Here is an 18,768-nt window from a genome sequence, read left to right as displayed (position 1 = left end):
CGCTGGAAATGTTGATGACCAGCGCGCCGCGGCCCTCGCGTGCGGACGCGGCAAGCGCACCGAACAGGGCTTTCGTCAGCCGGAACGCGCCGACGAGATTGACCGCGAGCGCCATTTCCAGCTCCTCGCACTCGGTATCGGCAAGGAGCGCCAGAGGGACAGGGCCGAGGCTCGACGCATTGTTGATCAGGACATCGAGCCCGCCGAGGCTGGCAGTGACCTGCAACGCGATCGGGTAGATGTCCTCCTTCTTGCCGACGTCGCCGACAATACCGTGCGCGCCCGTCTCGTCGGCGATGCGTTCGACATTCGCGGCGGTGCGGGCGACGAAGGCGACGCACGCATTCATCGCGGCAAGCTGCCGCACAAGCGCCAGTCCGAGGCCGGACGTGCCGCCCGTGACCGCCACGCGAAGTCCCTGAAGTTCGACATTCGTCTCCATTGCCAGTGCTCCTTTAATCCGTATGCCTCTTGGTACAAGTTCAAGTTAACTTGAAGTCAAGCGGGAATCGTGCTTTCGTTCATGCATGGATTCCATGCTGACCATCACCGACGTGGCGCGGCGCAGCGGCGTCGCATCATCGGCCCTGCGCTTCTACGAGGAGCGCGGGCTGATCGCGTCCGAGCGGGCCGGCTCGGGACACAGACGCTACCCGCGATCCGTGCTGCGCCGGATCGCCTTCATCGTCTTCGCGCAGCGCATTGGGCTGACGCTTGAGGAGATCGGCGGCGAGCTGGCCAAGTTGCCAGCCGATCGCGTGCCGTCGCGTCGGGATTGGTCGCGGTTATCGGGCCAGTGGACCAAGCGCATCGACCAGCGCATCGCCGAGTTGCAGCGCCTGAGGTCGGGGCTTACCGAGTGCATCGGTTGCGGCTGCCTGTCGATCGACCGGTGTAGCCTTGCGAACCCTGCCGATATGGCAGGACGCAAGGGGCCGGGGCCGAGGTATTGGCTGGGGTGAGTTGGCAGCCTGCCTGTCACTATTGCAGAACTCGGCAGCGCAAGACTTCGCCAAGTGCGAGACGCTGCGGCCCCGTAAGGTTCAGCGGCGGTATTGTTCGTCGCTGACTTTCTCCATCCGCTCGACGGCCTTGCAATCGAGTGATTCCTGAATAGCAATATGCGACATTGCCGTAGTTGGGGTCGCGCCATGCCAATACATCATGATGATCCAGGAGCAGGCGGGGCGCATCGAAGAAGCTCGTCGGATGGGCGGCGCAGCTTGTCGCGGCGCGGCCAACGTTCACCATCACGTCCTGGTTTAGAACGCAGTTCCGTAGTGATGTCGAGCGGATGGCCGCAGACATGGCCTCGCACCGCGCGGCCGGTGTCTCGGAACAGTAGATGCGCGTCACCCGATCCGGGCTTTGGGATTTTGCGACTAAACGGCAGCAACGAGGGTCATTGTTACGCGTTCGCCAAGCGGAAGAACGCGCCACTTTCCGACCTCAGCACCTCTAAGCGCGAACGTCTGGTGTGATGCCCGATGCGCGCGTTCGTAGGGCCATCTCGCTGTTACATCGCGGTGACAAAAGCACCGCGACGGTGGCGTCAACCGGTTACCAAGGATAGCAAATATCTCCGGCCTTCTGGGAGTGGCATGTCAGCGTCCCCAGAGGCTGCGTGGGCGTGTCGCCGGTTGGCTGTTAGCGCGGCGACTGGAACGCTCCACGCCTCGCAAGCGGGATAGCGAAATCTCGTGAAGGCAAGGTCGAGCTGCGTTTTCCGTTCTGTATCGGCGACGGGCGGCGACTGGGAGAGACGGATACCATGCACATGGGGCGTCTGGAAGTTGGCAGGACATGGACGCGGGGCGGCCCGCGTGCAGGCGCTTGGCTGAGCGGTGCAATGACCACGCAGCGTCACCTCGCAGCGATCATGGTTTGCGACGTGGTCGGCTATTCGCGCCTGACGGAGTGCGACGAGCGCGGCACGCTCGAGCGGCTGAAGATCTACCGCAAGGACCTCCTCGAACCGCTGGTCTCTGAGCACCGGGGTCGGATCGTCAAGCTCACCGGCGACGGCATGCTGTGTGAGTTCGCGAGCGTCGTCAACGCGGTGGCCTCGGCGATGGCGATCCAGCAGGCCCTGGCAGAACACGAGGCGGAGATGCCCGAGGAAGAGCGGATTCGCTTCCGCATCGGCATCAATCTCGGCGACGTGGTCTGCGAGGAGGACGGCGACCTCTACGGCGACGGGGTCAACATCGCCGCGCGCCTCGACAGCATCGCCGACCCCGGCACCGTGGTCGTCTCAGGCACCGCCTACGACCACCTTCAGGGCAAGCTCGACTGCGGCTTCACGCCGCTCGGCGACCTGCGCCTCAAGAACATCGAGCGGCCTGTGCGCGCCTACCGCGTCGAGACCGACGCCGGTGCCTCGGTGGCTGCATCGCCTCCGCTGCCCGCGAAACCCTCGATCGCGGTTCTGCCTTTTACCAACATGAGCGGCGATCCCGACCAGGAATACTTCGCCGACGGGCTGGTGGAGGACATCATCACGGGATTGAGCCGGGTGAACTCCTTCTTCGTGATCGCCCGCAACTCGTCCTTCACCTACAAGGGCCGGGCGGTAGACCTTCGCCAGGTCGGGCGCGAGCTGGGCGTCCGCTACGTGCTCGAAGGCAGCATCCGCAGAGCAGGATCGCGGGTGCGCATCAGTGGGCAGTTGGTGGACGCGATCAGCGGACACCATGTCTGGGCCGACCGCTTCGAGGGCGACGTGAGCGATATCTTCGACCTGCAGGACAAGGTGACCGAGAGCGTCGTCGGCGCTGTCGAACCGAGCATCCGGCTGCAGGAGATCAAGCAGGCGCGCATGAAGCCGACCGACTACATCGGTGCCTACGACCTCTACCTTCGTGCGCTGCCGCGCTTCTACAGCATGAGGCGCGAAGGCTTCGCCGACGTGCGCCGGCTCACCAACGAGGCGCTCAGCATCGACCCAGGCTTCACCCTAGCGAAGGCACTCGGTGCCTATATCCGCAGCCTGTCGGTGAGTCAGTGCTGGCACGAGCCCGACGATATCCGCGTCGCCGTGCGCATGGCTCGCGAGGTGCTGGCGGACGCGCGAGACGACCCGACAAGCTTGCGTTTCGCCGCGCAGGTGATCGCCTACAGCGCCAAGGATTACGAGACGGCGCTGGACACGATCGAACGGTCCCTGCTCCTTAACCCCAATTCGGCGCAGGGCCATACGGGCAGCGGCTGGGTGAACGCCCATTCCGGCCACCCCCTCGTCGCGATCGAGCACTTCCACAGGGCAATGCGGCTGAGTCCGGTCGACCCCGAGAAGGGCATCGCGCTCTCCGGCATCGGGATGAGCTACCTGATGCTCGAACGCTACGAGGAAGCGCTGGTTTGGGGAGAACGAGCGCTGCGCGAGATGCCGAATTACGGCTCCTCGCACCGGATGGTGATCATGGCGCTGGTCAAACTCAACCGGCTGGACGAAGCGCAGGCGGCGGCGCGGCGGCTGATGGAGGCGTTCCCGACCTACACGCTCACCCTGCAGAGACAGATCAACCCGTGGCGGGACAAGGTGTTCGCCGAGCGTTACGTCGAGGCGCTGGGCATCTCCGGCGTGCCGGAGTGATCGTCGCGTTTGCAAAGATGCCCTCTCCTGCGCGTCACGTCCGGCCAGGCGACGTCCCTTGATCCCGTGTCGCTTCTGGAAGGATAGTTCTCTGGCCGGCTTGTCCGAGGACTGAGCGCGTAGAGCAGCCGTGAACAGCCGGCGCGAAGGCCGACGGACGGTTCGGCAAGCAGGACTTCGCCTATCTACCTGATCGGGATGTCTATCGCTGCCCGTCCGGAGCGTTGCTGACCTACCACTACAGCAACGTCGAGAATGGCATGACGCTGCGTCGCTACTGGTCGACCGCAGCTTGCGCGGCCTGCCCGATCAAGCGGCAATGCACGCCGTCCAAGGAGCGCCGGATCACCCGATGGGAGCGCGAGCATGTCGTGGAGGAGATCCAGCGCCGGCTCGACGCCAATCCCGACGCCATGCGGACAAGGCGCGAGACGGTCGAGCATCCCTTCGGCACGATCAAGGCCCGCATGGGCGCCACCCACTTCCTGATGAAACGCCTCCACAACGTCCCTTGCCTGCCCATGTATGGCCATGGTTGTTCCAGCGCTTTCGCGGCGTCAGCTATCGTCTTGACTACCGTGGCGTTGCGATCAAGGTAGACGCCGGCATTGTTGTCGCTCTCCGCGTTGGGCGGCTCAACGCGAAGGCAGGGCCCGAGGTTGCATGAACGGGTACAGATTCCGACCGTGAAGAGCGTGCAGCGATGAACAGGCAATAGAACCTCGGCTGTCGGCGCCATTTGCAAGATAGTTGTGCATGTCGGTTGCAGCGACCGCGGCGTGGCCGAATGCTACGGCAAGCTGATTGATCTCGTCGACGACATCCCCGGCGGCACTATTGCAAGGTCCAGGGCTGACACTATGGCAGCAAAAGTCTCGCGACTAGAACGAGTGCTCAAGATAAAACCCGCCGCGCTCCGAAGCGCGACGGTTCGATCGAGCGTTGCACCAAGCACGGGGGCTTGGGGTCTGGTCGGGCTTTACCCCTGTGTCGCGGATCGTGAGAAACGATACGCGCGGTGCCAGTTTGCGTCTACCAACGCCAGTGGGACGAGTGTCCGTAGCCGGTTGGGGCGTGACGATCATCGCGAATGTCCGCTTCTTACACGCCGTTGACTTAGCCAGCCCAATGGCCCTTTCAAAATGCCTTTCAAACGCGCCGGCCCATATCCTTCCGACGTCGATCTTTGCCAGCGGATTTTCGACCAGATATGCAGCGACCAGCATATCGCCCGGTCATCCTTGGACGCCGAGCACCTAGCCCTGGAAATTTTGGTCGCCTTGCAGGAGGCTGACGCGGATGAGGCTGAGCTGCTTGAACTCGTCAGATCGAAACGGCGGGATACTCGTCATCTCAGAAATCCTGCAGTGAGGCATGGCGGAAGTCTTCTTCGCCCCTGAGAGGATGCTCCACGGGGACCATGATCCCCGGCCCGGCTTCACTGCGTGGTCGGCCCCTTTGGCAGATTCTTGGATGCTCGCTCACGCGTCCAGTCGGCCGTCTGGAACCTGCGCCAAACTGCCAGTTCTGGACAATGCCAAAGCACTCTCCTGTGGGGCATCGCGATCACCCTCTTGTTGCCCTGCTGGCCATATTCGTCCTCGGGCCCTCCTAATCGTTGCGACAGCAGGATTTGACCTGCGGGCGCCGGGTCGCTCCATCCTGGCTTGAGCTAAGCCGCCACTTCCGGCGTTTCTCCTCTCGATCGCGGAGTCGAGCAGCGACGAGCTGACCTGTCCTGATGACGACTGTCCCCTTTCTGCAGTTGACGGCGAGCGGCGCGGCATTGGGGAAGCGCCGGCCCGCGCTGGCATTAATCAAGCCGATGAGCAATCAGCTGGCGAGTTTGCGATAGTCATCAACATAGGGCTACCGAGCGGGAGCCATCGTCATTCCAGATGGCTTTCATCGCCGCCTGCGCCGCCGTGATCCGAGGACGGCAGCGAAATCTTCCTTATCCGCACAAAGGGCATATAGTGGTAGGAACAAGAATATGGTCGGTTTCCAAATCTCATAGCCGGGCAAAGGGAGTTGAATGATGTCCACGAACAGCAAAGGTTTTTCGCGTCGCTGGGTCCTCGGCGGCAGCGCTGTCGCCTTCGCGGCCGGTCCGTTGGGAATGCCGTTCGTGCGAACGGCACACGCGCAGGTGGCGACCTACAAGGCCGGCGTTATTACCTCGCTGTCGGGCGAGAACATCCTCGGCGGCAACCTGACCAAGCGCGGTTACGACCTGTGGGCGGAGGCCATCAATGCCAAGGGGGGCGTCGAGGTCGCCGGCGAGCGTTTCAAGGTCGACATGTTCTACGGTGACGACCAGAGCAACCCGGCGACCGGCGCCGACGCCGCCGAGCGCCTAATCGTGCAGAACGAGGTGGACGTGCTGTTCGGCCCCTACACCAGCGGCTCGACCATCGCCGTGCAGCCGATCTGCCAGAAGTATCAGGTGCCGATGATTTCCGGCTCCGCGGAATCGCCGAACGTCTGGAAGGCCAAGCCGGAATTCAACTTCGGCATCATCCCGGCCGTAGACACCACTGCCGGTAAGTCGCTGGCCGTGCTGGCGAAACTGTCCAACCCCACGGCCAAGACGATTGCGGTGATCGGGGTCAACGAGCCTTTCTCGAAGGAAACCGGCGAAGGTTTCCGCGACGGAGCCAAGGAGGCCGGGCTGGAAGTCGTCGCCTACGAATTGGTGCCCGCCTCGGGCGACCTAACCCCAGTTATCTCTAAGATCGCAGCGCTCAATCCCGACATCGTCGCCGTCGGCGGCCATGAGGAGCCGCTGATCAATGTCGTCAAGACCTCGAAGTCGCTAAACTTCCGGCCCAAGGCGCTGATAATGCACTACGGCGTCACCGACCCGGCCTTCGCCGAGGCGCTGGCCGCGGACGCCGACGGCACCTGCGGCGTCTCGGTGTGGCTGCCATCGGTTCCGTACAAGGACGACGTCTTCGGCACCGCAAGGGAGTTTGCCGAGATGGCGCAAAAGAAGTCCGGGCACGAGCCCGACTACACCGAAGCGGCCTGCGCGGCCAGCGGGCTCGTTTTCGGCGATGCCGTCAAGCGACTCGGCAAGAAGCCGGCACTAACGCCCGAAGACAGGGTGGCGCTGAAGGACGCGATCGCGGAGACAGACATCCAGACCTTCTATGGGCCGATCAAGTTCGAGAAGGAAGGCAACCACTACCATGACAACGTCCAACCGGTTCCGGTGCTGATCCAGATTCAGGGCGGCAAGACGGTGGCGGTGGGCCCGAAGGAGGCCGCGTCGGCAAACCTCACCTACCCGCTGCCGGCCTGGAAATAAGCGGCTTCGGACAGGGGGTGGGCAGCCTCATCGCCATCACCCTGTCTGGGGGAACGACGACGGTTGCGCGTGCTCAGAAATAACGGACCGTGCCTAGAGTGCGGCCGCCTTGCCGCGGCACCCCGCGTTTTTTTGGTTTGGCTGACTGACGGATGGTTCCCGCCTTGGATCTTTTCCTACAGACCTTGCTGAACGGCCTTCTGATCGGCGGCGTCATCGCCACCTTTACGATCGGATTCCAGCTCGCTTTCGGCGTGCTGCACGTCATCGATTTCGCTGTGGGCGGCTGGGTCGTACTGGGTGGCTATCTCGGGTACTACATGGCCGCCGGACTGGGCGTAGACGGATTCCTGGCGATCCCCGTGGCATTCGTGCTGTTCGGCGCCATTGGCTATCTGATTGGGCCGATCCTCTACAATGTCCGCAACAGCCGCACGGCGCGGCCGGAATTGATGGCGCTGGCACTGACCTTCGGCCTGTTCACGCTGCTACGCGGCGGCATGCTGACCGCGTGGGGCTTCAATACCCACAGCGTTCCGACGGCGTTGAGCGGCGAGAGCCTTGCCGTCGGGCCGGTGACGGTGCCGCTGATCCGCGTGGCGGCGGCGGTGTTCGCCATCGCCATCGCCGGCGGGCTGTTCCTGTTCCTCTACCGCACCCGCTATGGGTTGGCCATCCGAGCGACGGCCGAAAACCGGCAGAACGCTGCGCTGATGGGCGTCAACATTCGCCGCCTCAGCGCCAATGTGTACGGGCTCTACGCAGGCATCACCGCCATGGCCGGCGTGCTGATGGGTGCAATTTTTTCAGTCAATCCGGAGGTCGGCCTGCGCTATACGCTGTTCGCGTTCTTCGTGGCTGTGCTTGCCGGGTTGGGCTCCGTCGGCGGTGCCCTTGTCGCCGCCTTGCTGCTCGGCGTCATCGAAGCCTTCGTCGCGACCTATGTCGGGTCGAGCTATTCGCTGCTGGCGATCTTCGCCACGCTGTTCCTCGTCCTGCTCCTGTCCCCGAGCGGGATTCTGCGACACGGCCTGTGAGGCCGGACATGAAGCAACGCCGGACCGGCCTCCTCCTGCTGATTGGGGTGATCATTGTGCTGGCGCTCCTGCCGATGCTGGTCAACAACTATTGGCTGCGCATCGCCACCGGCGCGCTGATGTGGGCGGGGCTGGCCTGCTCCTGGAACATGCTCGGCGGCTATGCCGGCTACATCAATTTCGGCCATTCGGCTTTCTTCGGGCTCGGCGCCTATGTCACGGCGCTGCTGATGGGCGACAAACTCGCCTGGCCCTTCTTTGCCACCGTCCCGGCCGGTGTCGTGGTGACGGCGCTGTTTGCCATCATGATCGGCGCGCCGACACTTCGCCTGCGCGGCGCCTATTTCGCTATAGCCACCTGGGCCTTCGCCGAGGTGCTCATCCAGTTCACCTCGGTGATGGACTTCACCGGCGGCATTGGCGGAATTGGGCTGCCGCCCTTTCTCGACGAGCGCTTCTTCTACTTCGCCATGTTCGGCGCGGCTGCGCTGACCTACCTTATCACCTGGGCGCTGTTCGAGCGGTCGCGTTTCGGGCTGAAGGTCAAGGCGCTGCGCGACCACGAGCCGGCTGCCGAGGCAATCGGTATCAACACGTCGCTGGTCAAGCTGCAAACCTTCGTACTCAGCGCCGTCACCGCTTCGGTGTTCGGCGCGATCTTCGCCTACTGGGTCACCTTCATCAATCCGAAAAGCGTCTTCGGCGGCGACATCACCGACCAGATGGTGGTAATGGTGCTGCTGGGCGGGTTAGGCAGCCTGTGGGGGCCGGCACTGGGCGGTGTAGGGCTGTTCGTCGTCAACCGCGTGATCTGGATGTACTGGGGCGACACCGCTTTCTATATCGCCATATTGGGCGCGGCCATCGTGTTGGTGGTGCTGTTCATGCCGAACGGCATCGCCGGTCTGTTTTCGCGGCACGGGGCCAAGTCCGGCGCCGTGCTGGACAAGGCGGTCGGCAAGGTTGTCGGCGACGGCCAAGGAGGGCCCAATTGAGCGTGGTCGAGGGCAAAACGGCCGGGGCCGGCGACCCTATCCTCGTCGTGCGCGAACTCTACCGCCATTTCGGCGGCATCAAGGCTGTCAACGGTGTGTCTCTGGAGGTCGGTCGGCGCGAGATCGCCGGCCTGATTGGGCCCAACGGGTCCGGCAAGTCCACTCTGTTCAGCCTGGTGTCGGGCACGGTGGCGCCGGATCGTGGCCAGATCCGCTTCGACGGTCACGAAATTGGCGGCCGAAAGGCTCACGCGATCGCGCGGCTGGGGCTTGCGCGCACCTTCCAGATTCCGGCCATGTTCGACAATATGAGCGTCACCGAAAACCTGCTAGCGGCAGCGGCCGAGGGCCATTGGCAGGGCGCCCGTGATCGGGCAGCCGAAACGCTGGCGCTGCTCACGCTGGACCATGTCGCCGACAATCGCGCTTCGGACCTTTCGGGCGGCCAGCAGAAGCTGCTGGAGTTCGGGCGCGTCATCATGCGCCAGGCCACGCTCATTTTGCTCGACGAGGTGACGGCGGGCGTGCATCCCAACATCCGCAAGATCATCCTAGAGGCCATCGCGCGGCTGCGCGAACACGGCATCACCTTCCTGGTCATCGAGCACGACATGGAGATGGTACGCAACGTGTGCGATCGCATCATCGTCATGGATGCAGGGCGCGTCGTGGCCAGCGGCTCTTTTAACGACATCGTTCGCAATTCGGAAGTTATGCAGACCTATCTGGGGCGGCCGCAATGAGCACCACCCTCACCGCCGAAAACATCGTCACCGGCTACGGCAAGCAGGAGATCGTCCATGGCGTTTCGCTAAGCGCGGAGGCTGGTAAGATCACCTGCATCTTCGGACCGAACGGCTGTGGCAAGTCGACCCTGCTCAAGGCGATTGCCGGCGCGCTGCCGGTGTGGAGCGGCACGGCCAGCCTGGGCGATGCAACGCTCTCCAACCTTGCCGTCCATGAGGTGGTGCGCCAGGGGCTGGTGCTGATGCCGCAGGGCGGCGGTGTGTTTCCGCGCCTCACAGTGATGGAGAATTTGCGCATGGGGGGCTACGCCATCGCGGACAGCCGGCTAGTCGAACAGCGCATCGAGGCGGTGATCGAGCAATATCCTTCTTTGGCGCGGCGACGGCGAACCGCGGCCGGTTCGCTTTCTGGCGGCGAGCAGGCAATGCTTGGGCTGGGGCGAGCGCTGGTCTCGGAACCGCGCTTCATTCTGCTCGACGAGCCTTCCGCCGGATTATCGCCGGCCATGGTCATCGAGACGCTCGAGCGCATTGGCAGCCTCACCGCGCACGGCATCGGCATCGTGATGGTGGAGCAGAATATCCGTGAGGCGATGCCGATGGCAGACAAGCTTTACATCCTGGCGGCCGGCGAAAGGCGCTTCGAGGGAAAGCCTCAGGATGTGCGCGACGATCGGCAGATCATGGATATCTATATGGGTGGAGCGTGAGAGGGCATTTGCAGTTCTGCTCTTGCGGTCCCAATCCTAATCATTCAGCTCGTTTACTAGAGATTACTTATAGACGCCCGGACGCAAGGGGCAGCGAGGTAGCCGCTCTGCGCGCCAATGCTCGAGCCGACTTCTCGCACCTCGAAACCATCGCAAAACCTGAAACCACCAACGTCCTGTCTTTTTCCTTTTGCATGCCGACGTTCGACGATCCCAGCGTCCGTGGCTTGCCAGTCTGGTCAGCGACGCCGGGCGAAATCATCGTGAAAAAGTGCTAGCTAGTTCCCGTCCATCAACGGCAAACGGTTGATTCTGTTGAATGAACCGCGGCTTTGCGCGAGCAAGGCCCGGCGGTTTCAGGTATCTTGGATCATGCGACTGACTCCAAAGCCCTGCCACCGCCGGAGCCGACAATGCGCCAAGAACGCACCGTCCAAGCCAGCATATTCGATCTTTTCGCCACGCACGAGATCGGTCGCGAGTTGAAGGCGATGTCGCAATGGCTGGATGAGCATCGCGACCTGCTTGGCTTCGTGGCGCGCGATTTGGTGCGGGTCGACGTCAAGGCCACCGGAAGCTCGCAGACCAGGTGATCATCAAGGGGCTTCGCGGTATTTTGTTTCCGTCGCTGCGTCATGCCGGCGGGACGAATCTGGTGATCTTTCCAGCCAATCTTGTCGAAGGCGATGTGGTTGAAGTCCATGATCCCGATCACCGATTGCCACGCGATCGGTCATCCTGGACGTGAGATTGCCGAGAGTCGAAGAGACCTGTCTGCTCATGGCATCTCGCCTTCAGCGACGATGTCCACCTCATCATCACGCTCCCCGCTCGTCTGGCCAACCGGAATATCGCCGGCGAGCAGCTTGTCCTTGGACAGCAGGCCAGCGTCCTCGAGTGCCTCGAAATCCGGCAGGTCGCGCAACGTGTCAAAGCCGAAGTGGGTCAGGAACTTATTGTGACACCAATTAGTCAGGAGACGCCGAGCTGGCGTGTCTTTGAACATTTGCGACGCATCTTGTCCTGGTAATGCACGAGTTTGTTGCCTGCTCGCACAAAGTGCTCGAAACCGGTAAGGTCCTGGGTTAGAAGAGCTGGCAGGATGCCCCTTATGAAAAACCCGACGATGGACGATACCGACGATGGGCGCCCGAATGGCGGACGCAGCGCTCTGTTCACGCCGCCCGGCGATGCGTCCGGCGCGGAGCGGGTTTCGCGCCGGCGCAAGGCGCTGCTGTCGTCCTCGATGGTCGGCTCGACCAATCGCGGCCGTGTGCTGCAGGCCCTGTTCGATCTTGGGCCGACGAGCAGGGCTGAACTGGCCCGCCTGGCCGGGGTCAACCGCACCACCATTTCCGGAATCGTGCAGCCGCTGATCGACGATCAGGTGCTGGTCGAGAGCGACCCGGTTCCTCCCAGTCCGGGCGGCGGCAAGCCGGCCCGGCCGCTGTGGTTCTCGCCCAATGCCCGTCCGATCTGCGGTGTGCTGCTGATGCCGGATGCCGTGCATGCCTGCGTGGCGACGCTCGACGGCAAGATCGAATCGGAACGCAAGATGGCCCTGCCGGACGGCAGGGGGCCGGTCCGGCCAATCATCGAGTCGATCGCTGAATGCGTCGGCGACACTCTCTCCAGGGCGCGGCGCATGCCTCTCGGGATCGGTGTTGGCGTCGGCGGCATGGTTGACACCGATCGCGGGTCGATCGTCGCTGTCAATCTCGCGCCGGCGCTCGACCGCTACCCGCTCGCCGACGATCTCGGGCGACGCTTCGGCCTGCCGGTCAAGCTCGACCATCATCCGCGCGCCTTGCTGGTCGGCGACCGCTGGTTCGGCGCCGGGCGCGGCGTCAGGCAATTCGCGGTCGTCTACACGGGCGAGGTGCTGGGCGGCGCACTCTATTTCGACGGGCACCTCTATCGTGGCACGGCAGGCGCAGGCGGCGAACTCGGACACACTTTCGTGCAGCTCGACGGCGAGCCCTGCCGCTGTGGCAGGCGCGGCTGCTGGGACACCATTGCCACCTTGAGCTGGCTCCGGCGGGAGGCCGCCCGCACGGCTCTGCCAGAGCCAGACCTGATCGACTCGGCCCGCCTCGTCGACATGGCGGCGCGGCGGCTGCCGGGAGCGGCTGAGCTGCTCGACCGCTATGCCCGCAACGTCGCCGTCGGCATCGCCAATCTGCAGCAGACGGTGGCGCCCAACATTTTCATCATGCATGGCGATGTCGTGCTCGGCGGCGATTGCCTGCTCGGCGCAATCGCGGAGCATGTCCGCGCCATGGTTCCGTCACGACCCGGCGGCGCGATCGAATTCATTGCCGGCGATGCAGGTGACCGGGCCGCCCTCCTAGGCGCAGCCGGTCTGGTGATTTCCGAGCTGCTGCAGCTTCCGATCTAGGTATTCCGACACCCAACTATCCAGCGAGCCCCGGATAGCTTTGGAACCAGGGCTGCATACGTTCGAACTGAGCCGCCATCGCCAGAACGGTTTCGTCGGCGTGCCGCCGCCCGATGATCTGCAGGCCGACCGGCAGGCCCTGCGCCGTCAGGCCGGCCGGAACCGAAATCGCCGGATGGCCGGTATAGTTGATCGGATAGGTCATGCACCAGCCGATCAGCGGATCGACCGCCTCGCCATTGATCGATGTCGGCCCGATCGTGTTGCCGTCGGGGGCATTCTTGACGGGCGGAACGGCCAGCGTCGGCGAGACGATCAGGTCATGGGCTTCGAATACATCCTCGAGGCCGTCAAGGACGCCGGTGCGCAAAAGATCGTCGAGCGCATGGTCGACGGCGGACACCTTGTAGGCGCCCTCCAGCATGGCGAGGAACTGCGGGGTGAGCACCTTGGCGTGCTTGCCCATTAGGTCGATGCCCTCCTGTTTCCAGTACACGGCGATGGCAGCATAGTGGATCGAGATCGTGCGCACCCAAAGCGCCGCCAGTTCCTTGTGATCGGCCCTGAAATCGAGCTCGACCTCATCAACCTCAATGCCATGTGCTCGCACGACATCGACGGCCCGGGCAACGACGGTGGCGACCCCGGCTTCGACCGGAAAATTGCCCAGTCGCGGGCTGTAGGCCACGCGCAGTTTCGGCGTCCGCCCGGCAACGGCGCCGACATAGTCAACGCCGTGATCCGGCAGGCAGAACGGGTCGCGGTTGTGAGGCCCGGCCATGATCTTGGTCATCAGCGCGGCGTCCGCAACGGTGCGGGTCAGCGGTCCGATATGGACCAGAGGATGTCCCCACAAGAAGGCGTCGGGGCGAGTCACCGAAGGAATGCGGCCGAAAGAGGGCTTGAAGCCGACGGTGCCGCTGAACGAGGCGGGGATGCGGACCGAACCGCCGCCGTCCGTGCCTTGCGCCAGGGCCGCCATGCCGTCGGCGACCGCTGCCGCACTGCCGCCGGACGAGCCGCCGGAATTGTAGCCGATCGCGAAGGGCGTGCTGGTCGGCCCGAAGCGCAGATTGTCGGTGATACCTTTATGGCCGAACTCCGGCGTGTTGGTCTTGCCGAGCACGATGGCGCCTGCGTCGAGCAGGCGCTCGACCGCCACAGCACTTGTTTTGGGCACCCGGTCGTGCACCGCCCACGACCCCATCGAGGTCGGCACGCCGGCCATATCGTCGAGGTCCTTGATGCCGACTGGGACGCCATGCAGCGGTCCAAGCGGACCGCCTGCCATCACGGCCTTTTCGGCGGCCCGCGCAGCTTCCATCGCCTGGTCGCCGAGAACCAGCGTATAGGCGTTGACCACCGGGTTGCGCGCCTCAATGCGGCGCAGATAAGCCTCGGTTACTTCAACCGGCGACAGGTCGCGGCGCCGGATGCGCTGGGCCAGTTCCGTGGCCGGCAGGAAACAGATCTGGTCGTCTGCAGAAGTCATAAGCCGTTCCACCTTGTTGGGTGCTATTTGATGAACACTGGATTTGCCGCGCCGCCGGTGCCCTTGCTCACTTTGACCGGACTGGCGCAGTAGAAGCCTTCGTAGCGGCGGTCCGAGGCACAGTCGGCGGCCAGCAGGTCGAGCGATGCCATTTCGGTGAACGCCACGCCCAGATTGCGCATCAGCGCGGCGTGCAGCACCAGCATCAACCCGGTCTCGGGCTCGTAGGTTGTCTCGTTGGCCAGTGTGTCGGTAACCAGACAGGGGATCTGCATCTCGTCGAACCAGCGCACGAGGTCGAGGCTGAAGGTCAGTCCGGGTTCCCAATATCCATCGCCGACGCGCTGGCTTCCCGCCGCCAGTGCGCCGACCCAGCCGGTGCGAACGAGAAGGATGCTGCGCGGCAGTATATCGACCGCTTGGGCCCGGGCGCATTCCATGAGGTCGCGATGCGTGAATGTTTCAGCGCGCTCAAGGGCCGGTTTGCCGCGGAACCGGGCGATGTCGAGCAGCACGCCGCGTCCGACGATCCCGCGCTCCGCGATCGGCATGATGCTGGCCTTGGTCATGCCGCCATTGGTACTGCTTGCCGCGAAGCCGTTCCAAAGCGTGTCGTCGAACCACATGTGGCCGAGCGCGTCGCAATGCGTGCCGGCCTGTGCGAAGCTGGTGATATAGTCGTCTGCGAATTCGAGGCCGCCGGCAAGCGGTTGCCAGTGACCGTTCTCGAAGCCGGCCTTGTCGGCGACCATGAAATGCTTCGCCGGCCAGCGGCCGGGAAAGACGGCATCGCCCTCAGAAGTCCCGACCGGCACGCCGAGGGTGAAGGTGCGGCCGTCCCGCACCGACGCCAGGCCGCGCTTGACCTCGTCGGCGGTCAGATAGTTGAGCGCTCCGATCTCGTCGTCGGCACCCCAATGCCCCCAGCGGCTCGGCGCATTGCCCAGCAGCCGGCGCAGCGTCATCGTTTCAGCCGCGCTCATGCTTCCGCCTGCGCGGTCGCCGGCTGCCTGGCGCCGGTGATATAAGCGACGACGTCCTCCATGTTGGTGCCGGAACTTGCGAGATCGGCGACCTTGCGGCCCCTGCGCATCACCACCACGCGGTTGCACACCTGCCAGAGATGATCGAGATTGTGGGTGACCATGACGATCGTCAGCCCCTGGGCGCCGAGTCGTTTGATGAGGTCGAGCACCTCACGGGATTCGCGTACGCCGAGCGCCGCGGTGGGCTCGTCGAGCAGCAGCAGCTTGTGGCCCCAAAAGGCACCGCGCGCGATCGCCACCAATTGGCGCTGGCCGCCGGACATGCGATCCACCGGTTTGCTGCGCACCCCGGGGATCTCGATGTGCAGTTCCTCGAGGCCGCGCATCGCGATGTCGCCCATCGATTTGCGGCGGATCCAGCGCAGCAGCGCCGGGCCGCGGCCAAGCGCAATCTCGCGGCCGAGAAAGAAGTTTTCGGCGGCAGTGAACGTGCCGATCAGCGACAGGTCCTGATAGACCGTCTCGATGCCGAGGCGTTGCGCTTCGGACGGCGGCGACAACTTTTGCGGCCGCCCTTCGAGGATCACGTCGCCGGAAGTTGGGTCATGCGCGCCGGCCAGGATTTTGATCAGCGTCGACTTGCCGGCACCATTGTCGCCAACGAGGCCGAGTATGTCGCCCCTGGCGATGTCCAGCGAAACGTCATCGAGTGCCTGGATGCCGCCGAAGCTGCGGCAGATCCGGCGCAGGCTGAGCAGCATCTTCTGCGCCATGGCCTATCCCCTCGCATAGCGGCGGCCAATACCGCCGAGCGCTACGGCGACGACGAGAAGGCAGCCGGTGAACAGGAACTGCGTGAAGATCGGCGCGCCTATCATGGCCAGCCCATTGTTGCCGACGGCGACCGTCAGCACGCCGATCAAGGTGCCGAGGATATGGAACTGACCCTCTCGCAGCGCCGCCGAACCGAGGAAGGCGGCCGAAAACGACGTCAGCATGAAGCTGTCACCCGCCGTCACCTGGCCGGAGCCGAGATTGGAGGCCATCAGCACGCCACCGATAGCAGCACAGGTGCTGGCGATGGCGAAGGCAACGATGCGGCTGCGATCGACGGCGACGCCGGCGCGGCGCGCTGATTCCGGGCTGACCCCGATGGCCTTGATGTGTTGGCCCTGCACTGTTCGGTTGAGGATCACCCACAGCAGCGCAAGCACGACGGCCATGATGATGACGAGGTGCGGCACTCCGGCAATCCGGCCGATCGCGATATTGGTGAATTCGCGCGACTGGGTGAGCTGCAGCGGAATTCCGCCCGAATAGGCGTAGTTCAGCCCGACGACGATGGTGCCCGTGCCAAGCGTGGCAATGAAGGCGTTCACCCCGATCTTCGAAACGACAATGCCGTTGACAATGCCGATGACCGTTCCGAGACCGACGACAAGGAAGATGGCGGGTAGGATCGGCAAGCCACTGCTGCTCAACAGCCCGACCACGAGAAGCCCGCAGAAACTCGCGACATAGCCGATACTGAGGTCGAAATCACCGGCGACGAGGGGCACGGTGAGGCCGGCCGCGACAATGGTGCCGATCGCCATGTCGTTTACGATGTTGCGAAAATTGCCGATGGTTGCGAAGGTCCCCGGCTCCAGCACCGAGAAGATCCCCAGCATCGACGCCAGCACGATGATGGTGCCGTAGGTTCCAAGCAGGCGCATGAGCAACGCGCGCCGCTGTCGGGCATTGGGCGAGGCATAGCCGGTCTGCGTTGACGGCAGGACGCGGGGCGGCTCTGCCGGAGCGTGGGTTTCGGGCAGGGAATGATCAGCGGACATGGCGGCTCTCATGACAGCACTCCGGCCCGGCCAGGCAAGTCCGGCCCAGACCCACAATCAGGAGAGCTTACTGCGGATTGTCCTTGATGAACTTGTCGACGTTCTCTTTGGTAACGAGCGTATAGCCTGGCACGAAGGATTTGGGCTTCCACTGGTCGCCAGCTGCCAGGATGTCGGGAATCTGATCGACTAGCATTTTGCCTGCCGAAGTCAGATCGACACCGAGCGTGGCGGTCATCGTCCCGTCCTTGACAGCCTGGACAGCGGGCGCCGTGGCGTTGAACGAATAGACCTTCACGTCGCTGCGGCCGTTCTGCTTCAGCGCCGCGATCGCGCCCATAGCGTTGTCGTCATAGCAGTTGAAGATGGCGAACGGCCCCTTGGCGTTGGCATTGGCTGCAAGCCAGGCGCTGGTCGCGGCCTGCGACGATTCGGCAGCACCTGGGATGCTGATCTCGTGCGAGGTCACCTTGAGCCCCGGATTTGCCTTGACCGCCGCATCGAAGGCGTCGGCTCGTTCGCGGCACGGAATGCCGGGATGGTAGGTGAGGTCGAGTACAGTTCCGGACTTGCCGATGTCCTTCAGCATCAAGTCGATCAGCGGTTGCGCAGCACCGGTACTTGCAGATAGCGCGATCCCGTCTGCCATGCCGCCGCCGGCCGAAAGCACGGGGATCTTTGCGTCCGCCGCCGCCTGGAGCCCGGCCGCCAGGCCCGTCGAATCGAAGACCGTGACGATGATGGCGTCCACCTTCTTGGTTGCCAGCTGCTTGATGCTGGTGATCGCTTGCGAAGGATCGCCATTGGCATTGAGCGTTTCCACCGACCAGCCCTTAGACTTGGCTTCCTGGCTCATCGTGTCGACCATCTGGTTTGTGTCGACGTCGGATGTCGAGAAGGTGACGATGCCGATCGTCAGCTTGTCATTCGTGGCGAGGGCGGTCGACGTGAAGGATGCTGCGACGAGCGCTGCGGTCGAGAGTTTCTGAAAGCGGTTCACTGTGCGTATCCCCTGTTGACCGAGTGTTCCGGCTCACCTCCAGACCGCGCAGCAGCCCAGCTTCGGCGCCATCTACAGGTCGTCACAGTCAGTCTGTTTGTTCGTGCGAGCCACGTACTAACTATAGGCACAGGCTCTTATGCCGCGCAACGGCTAATTTCAACCGGCTTTGGTCACTCGAGGTTCAATCGCTGTGGGGCTCTTGGGGCAAGCGCGCAGCTAGGCCGCCTTCTTGATCTCCGCGACCTGAACGCCCAGTCGGAACGCCTGACCGTCTGCGAACGAACGCGCGTAGCTCTCAGATGTAAAAGGGACCGTGGTGGTGGTGCCGTTGACCGTCACGCGAACCGACCACTCTTTGTCCCTAATGATTTCAACGGCATGTTGCTCATGCGCAGCCATGCATTCCTCCCAGAATCTTCCGTTGAGGATGGGAGGATAGCGTCGTAAAACTGGTTTGCATGCAAATAATCCGACACCGCAACGTCGAAATGTCGAAACACGCACAGCTAGGCTTAAGTCGATGGCCTCGCCTTGAGCCGTTCGAGGTGTTCCTTGGCGAGGTTGAAAAGTGCGGTGGCAGTCTCTTCAGCCTCCGCCCGGAAGCGGACATCGCGGGTGACAATGCTGGAGGTCATGTTCGCGCCAACTGCGGATGCTTGAAGCG

General features: G+C 63.5%; 17 protein-coding genes and 3 pseudogenes. 11 read left to right on the top strand and 9 right to left on the bottom strand.

Going from position 1 to position 18,768, the window contains the following annotated elements:
• Nucleotides 1-442 (bottom strand): SDR family NAD(P)-dependent oxidoreductase (locus tag NKI52_RS14925; RefSeq protein WP_352698427.1); only part of this gene is annotated, 442 nt, incomplete at its 3' end.
• Nucleotides 443-527: 85 nt separating this feature from the next.
• On the opposite strand from NKI52_RS14925, the gene soxR reads away from it, so the two are divergent.
• From soxR to NKI52_RS14870, 10 genes and pseudogenes are all read left to right on the top strand, one after another.
• Nucleotides 528-962, top strand: a complete 435-nt coding sequence (gene soxR, locus NKI52_RS14920) for a redox-sensitive transcriptional activator SoxR (RefSeq protein ID WP_352450000.1) — start codon at nucleotides 528-530, stop codon at nucleotides 960-962.
• An 887-nt stretch (nucleotides 963-1,849) separates the two neighbouring features.
• Nucleotides 1,850-3,595, top strand: a complete 1,746-nt coding sequence (locus tag NKI52_RS14910) for an adenylate/guanylate cyclase domain-containing protein (RefSeq protein WP_352698425.1) — start codon at nucleotides 1,850-1,852, stop codon at nucleotides 3,593-3,595.
• Nucleotides 3,596-3,729: 134 nt separating this feature from the next.
• Nucleotides 3,730-4,104 (top strand): annotated as a pseudogene (locus NKI52_RS14905) (transposase); the annotation flags it as partial.
• Nucleotides 4,105-5,633: 1,529 nt separating this feature from the next.
• Nucleotides 5,634-6,905 carry an amino acid ABC transporter substrate-binding protein gene (locus NKI52_RS14900; RefSeq protein ID WP_352698423.1) on the top strand — a complete coding sequence of 424 codons (1,272 nt, stop codon included), beginning with the start codon at nucleotides 5,634-5,636 and terminating at the stop codon, nucleotides 6,903-6,905.
• A 164-nt stretch (nucleotides 6,906-7,069) separates the two neighbouring features.
• The gene (locus tag NKI52_RS14895; RefSeq protein WP_023679126.1) at nucleotides 7,070-7,942 is read left to right on the top strand and encodes a branched-chain amino acid ABC transporter permease; all 873 of its coding nucleotides are present in this window, start codon (nucleotides 7,070-7,072) and stop codon (nucleotides 7,940-7,942) included.
• A gap of 8 nt (nucleotides 7,943-7,950) precedes the next feature.
• Nucleotides 7,951-8,937 (top strand): branched-chain amino acid ABC transporter permease, encoded by a 987-nt coding sequence (locus NKI52_RS14890; protein ID WP_352698421.1) that lies wholly within the window; start codon nucleotides 7,951-7,953, stop codon nucleotides 8,935-8,937.
• Nucleotides 8,938-8,939: 2 nt separating this feature from the next.
• Nucleotides 8,940-9,680 carry an ABC transporter ATP-binding protein gene (locus tag NKI52_RS14885; RefSeq protein WP_156937422.1) on the top strand — a complete coding sequence of 247 codons (741 nt, stop codon included), beginning with the start codon at nucleotides 8,940-8,942 and terminating at the stop codon, nucleotides 9,678-9,680.
• The gene (locus NKI52_RS14880; RefSeq protein ID WP_023679129.1) at nucleotides 9,677-10,393 is read left to right on the top strand and encodes an ABC transporter ATP-binding protein; all 717 of its coding nucleotides are present in this window, start codon (nucleotides 9,677-9,679) and stop codon (nucleotides 10,391-10,393) included. The genes NKI52_RS14885 and NKI52_RS14880 overlap by 4 nt, the downstream gene beginning before the upstream one ends.
• 413 nt (nucleotides 10,394-10,806) lie before the next feature.
• A pseudogene (locus tag NKI52_RS14875) lies at nucleotides 10,807-10,968 on the top strand (ISNCY family transposase); the annotation flags it as partial.
• A gap of 14 nt (nucleotides 10,969-10,982) precedes the next feature.
• The gene (locus NKI52_RS14870) at nucleotides 10,983-11,141 is read left to right on the top strand and encodes an RES domain-containing protein (protein ID WP_023679132.1); all 159 of its coding nucleotides are present in this window, start codon (nucleotides 10,983-10,985) and stop codon (nucleotides 11,139-11,141) included.
• A gap of 30 nt (nucleotides 11,142-11,171) precedes the next feature.
• On the opposite strand, the pseudogene NKI52_RS14865 reads toward NKI52_RS14870, so the two are convergent.
• Nucleotides 11,172-11,348: pseudogene (locus tag NKI52_RS14865) on the bottom strand (SMC-Scp complex subunit ScpB); the annotation flags it as partial.
• Nucleotides 11,349-11,504: 156 nt separating this feature from the next.
• Here NKI52_RS14865 and NKI52_RS14860 point away from each other — a divergent pair.
• Nucleotides 11,505-12,791: an ROK family protein gene (locus NKI52_RS14860; protein ID WP_352595144.1), complete on the top strand. Its 1,287-nt coding sequence runs from the start codon at nucleotides 11,505-11,507 to the stop codon at nucleotides 12,789-12,791.
• Nucleotides 12,792-12,807: 16 nt separating this feature from the next.
• Here NKI52_RS14860 and NKI52_RS14855 read toward each other — a convergent pair whose 3' ends face one another.
• The 7 genes from NKI52_RS14855 to NKI52_RS14825 form a co-directional block, all read right to left on the bottom strand.
• Nucleotides 12,808-14,283: an amidase gene (locus NKI52_RS14855; RefSeq protein ID WP_352698419.1), complete on the bottom strand. Its 1,476-nt coding sequence runs from the start codon at nucleotides 14,281-14,283 to the stop codon at nucleotides 12,808-12,810.
• A 23-nt stretch (nucleotides 14,284-14,306) separates the two neighbouring features.
• A complete protein-coding gene (locus NKI52_RS14850; protein ID WP_352457239.1) occupies nucleotides 14,307-15,266 on the bottom strand; it encodes a cyclase family protein in 960 nt (319 codons plus the stop codon).
• Nucleotides 15,263-16,042, bottom strand: coding sequence for an ATP-binding cassette domain-containing protein (locus tag NKI52_RS14845; protein WP_352457238.1), 780 nt, complete (start codon nucleotides 16,040-16,042; stop codon nucleotides 15,263-15,265). The genes NKI52_RS14850 and NKI52_RS14845 overlap by 4 nt, the downstream gene beginning before the upstream one ends.
• 3 nt (nucleotides 16,043-16,045) lie before the next feature.
• Nucleotides 16,046-17,101 (bottom strand): ABC transporter permease, encoded by a 1,056-nt coding sequence (locus tag NKI52_RS14840; RefSeq protein ID WP_352698417.1) that lies wholly within the window; start codon nucleotides 17,099-17,101, stop codon nucleotides 16,046-16,048.
• Nucleotides 17,102-17,168: 67 nt separating this feature from the next.
• A complete protein-coding gene (locus NKI52_RS14835) occupies nucleotides 17,169-18,101 on the bottom strand; it encodes a sugar ABC transporter substrate-binding protein (RefSeq protein ID WP_352698415.1) in 933 nt (310 codons plus the stop codon).
• A 219-nt stretch (nucleotides 18,102-18,320) separates the two neighbouring features.
• Nucleotides 18,321-18,503, bottom strand: a complete 183-nt coding sequence (locus tag NKI52_RS14830) for a hypothetical protein (RefSeq protein ID WP_023679139.1) — start codon at nucleotides 18,501-18,503, stop codon at nucleotides 18,321-18,323.
• 113 nt (nucleotides 18,504-18,616) lie between these two features.
• On the bottom strand, nucleotides 18,617-18,739 hold the full coding sequence (locus tag NKI52_RS14825) for a hypothetical protein (protein WP_352698413.1): 123 nt from the start codon (nucleotides 18,737-18,739) through the stop codon (nucleotides 18,617-18,619).
• Nucleotides 18,740-18,768: the final 29 nt, after the last annotated feature.

Origin of the sequence: Mesorhizobium sp. M0590 (assembly GCF_040320905.1) — a bacterium.
In the GTDB taxonomy this organism is placed as follows: domain Bacteria; phylum Pseudomonadota; class Alphaproteobacteria; order Rhizobiales; family Rhizobiaceae; genus Mesorhizobium.
Note: the sequence above shows the minus strand (reverse complement) of the source record. Positions and strands in the feature narration are given on the sequence as shown.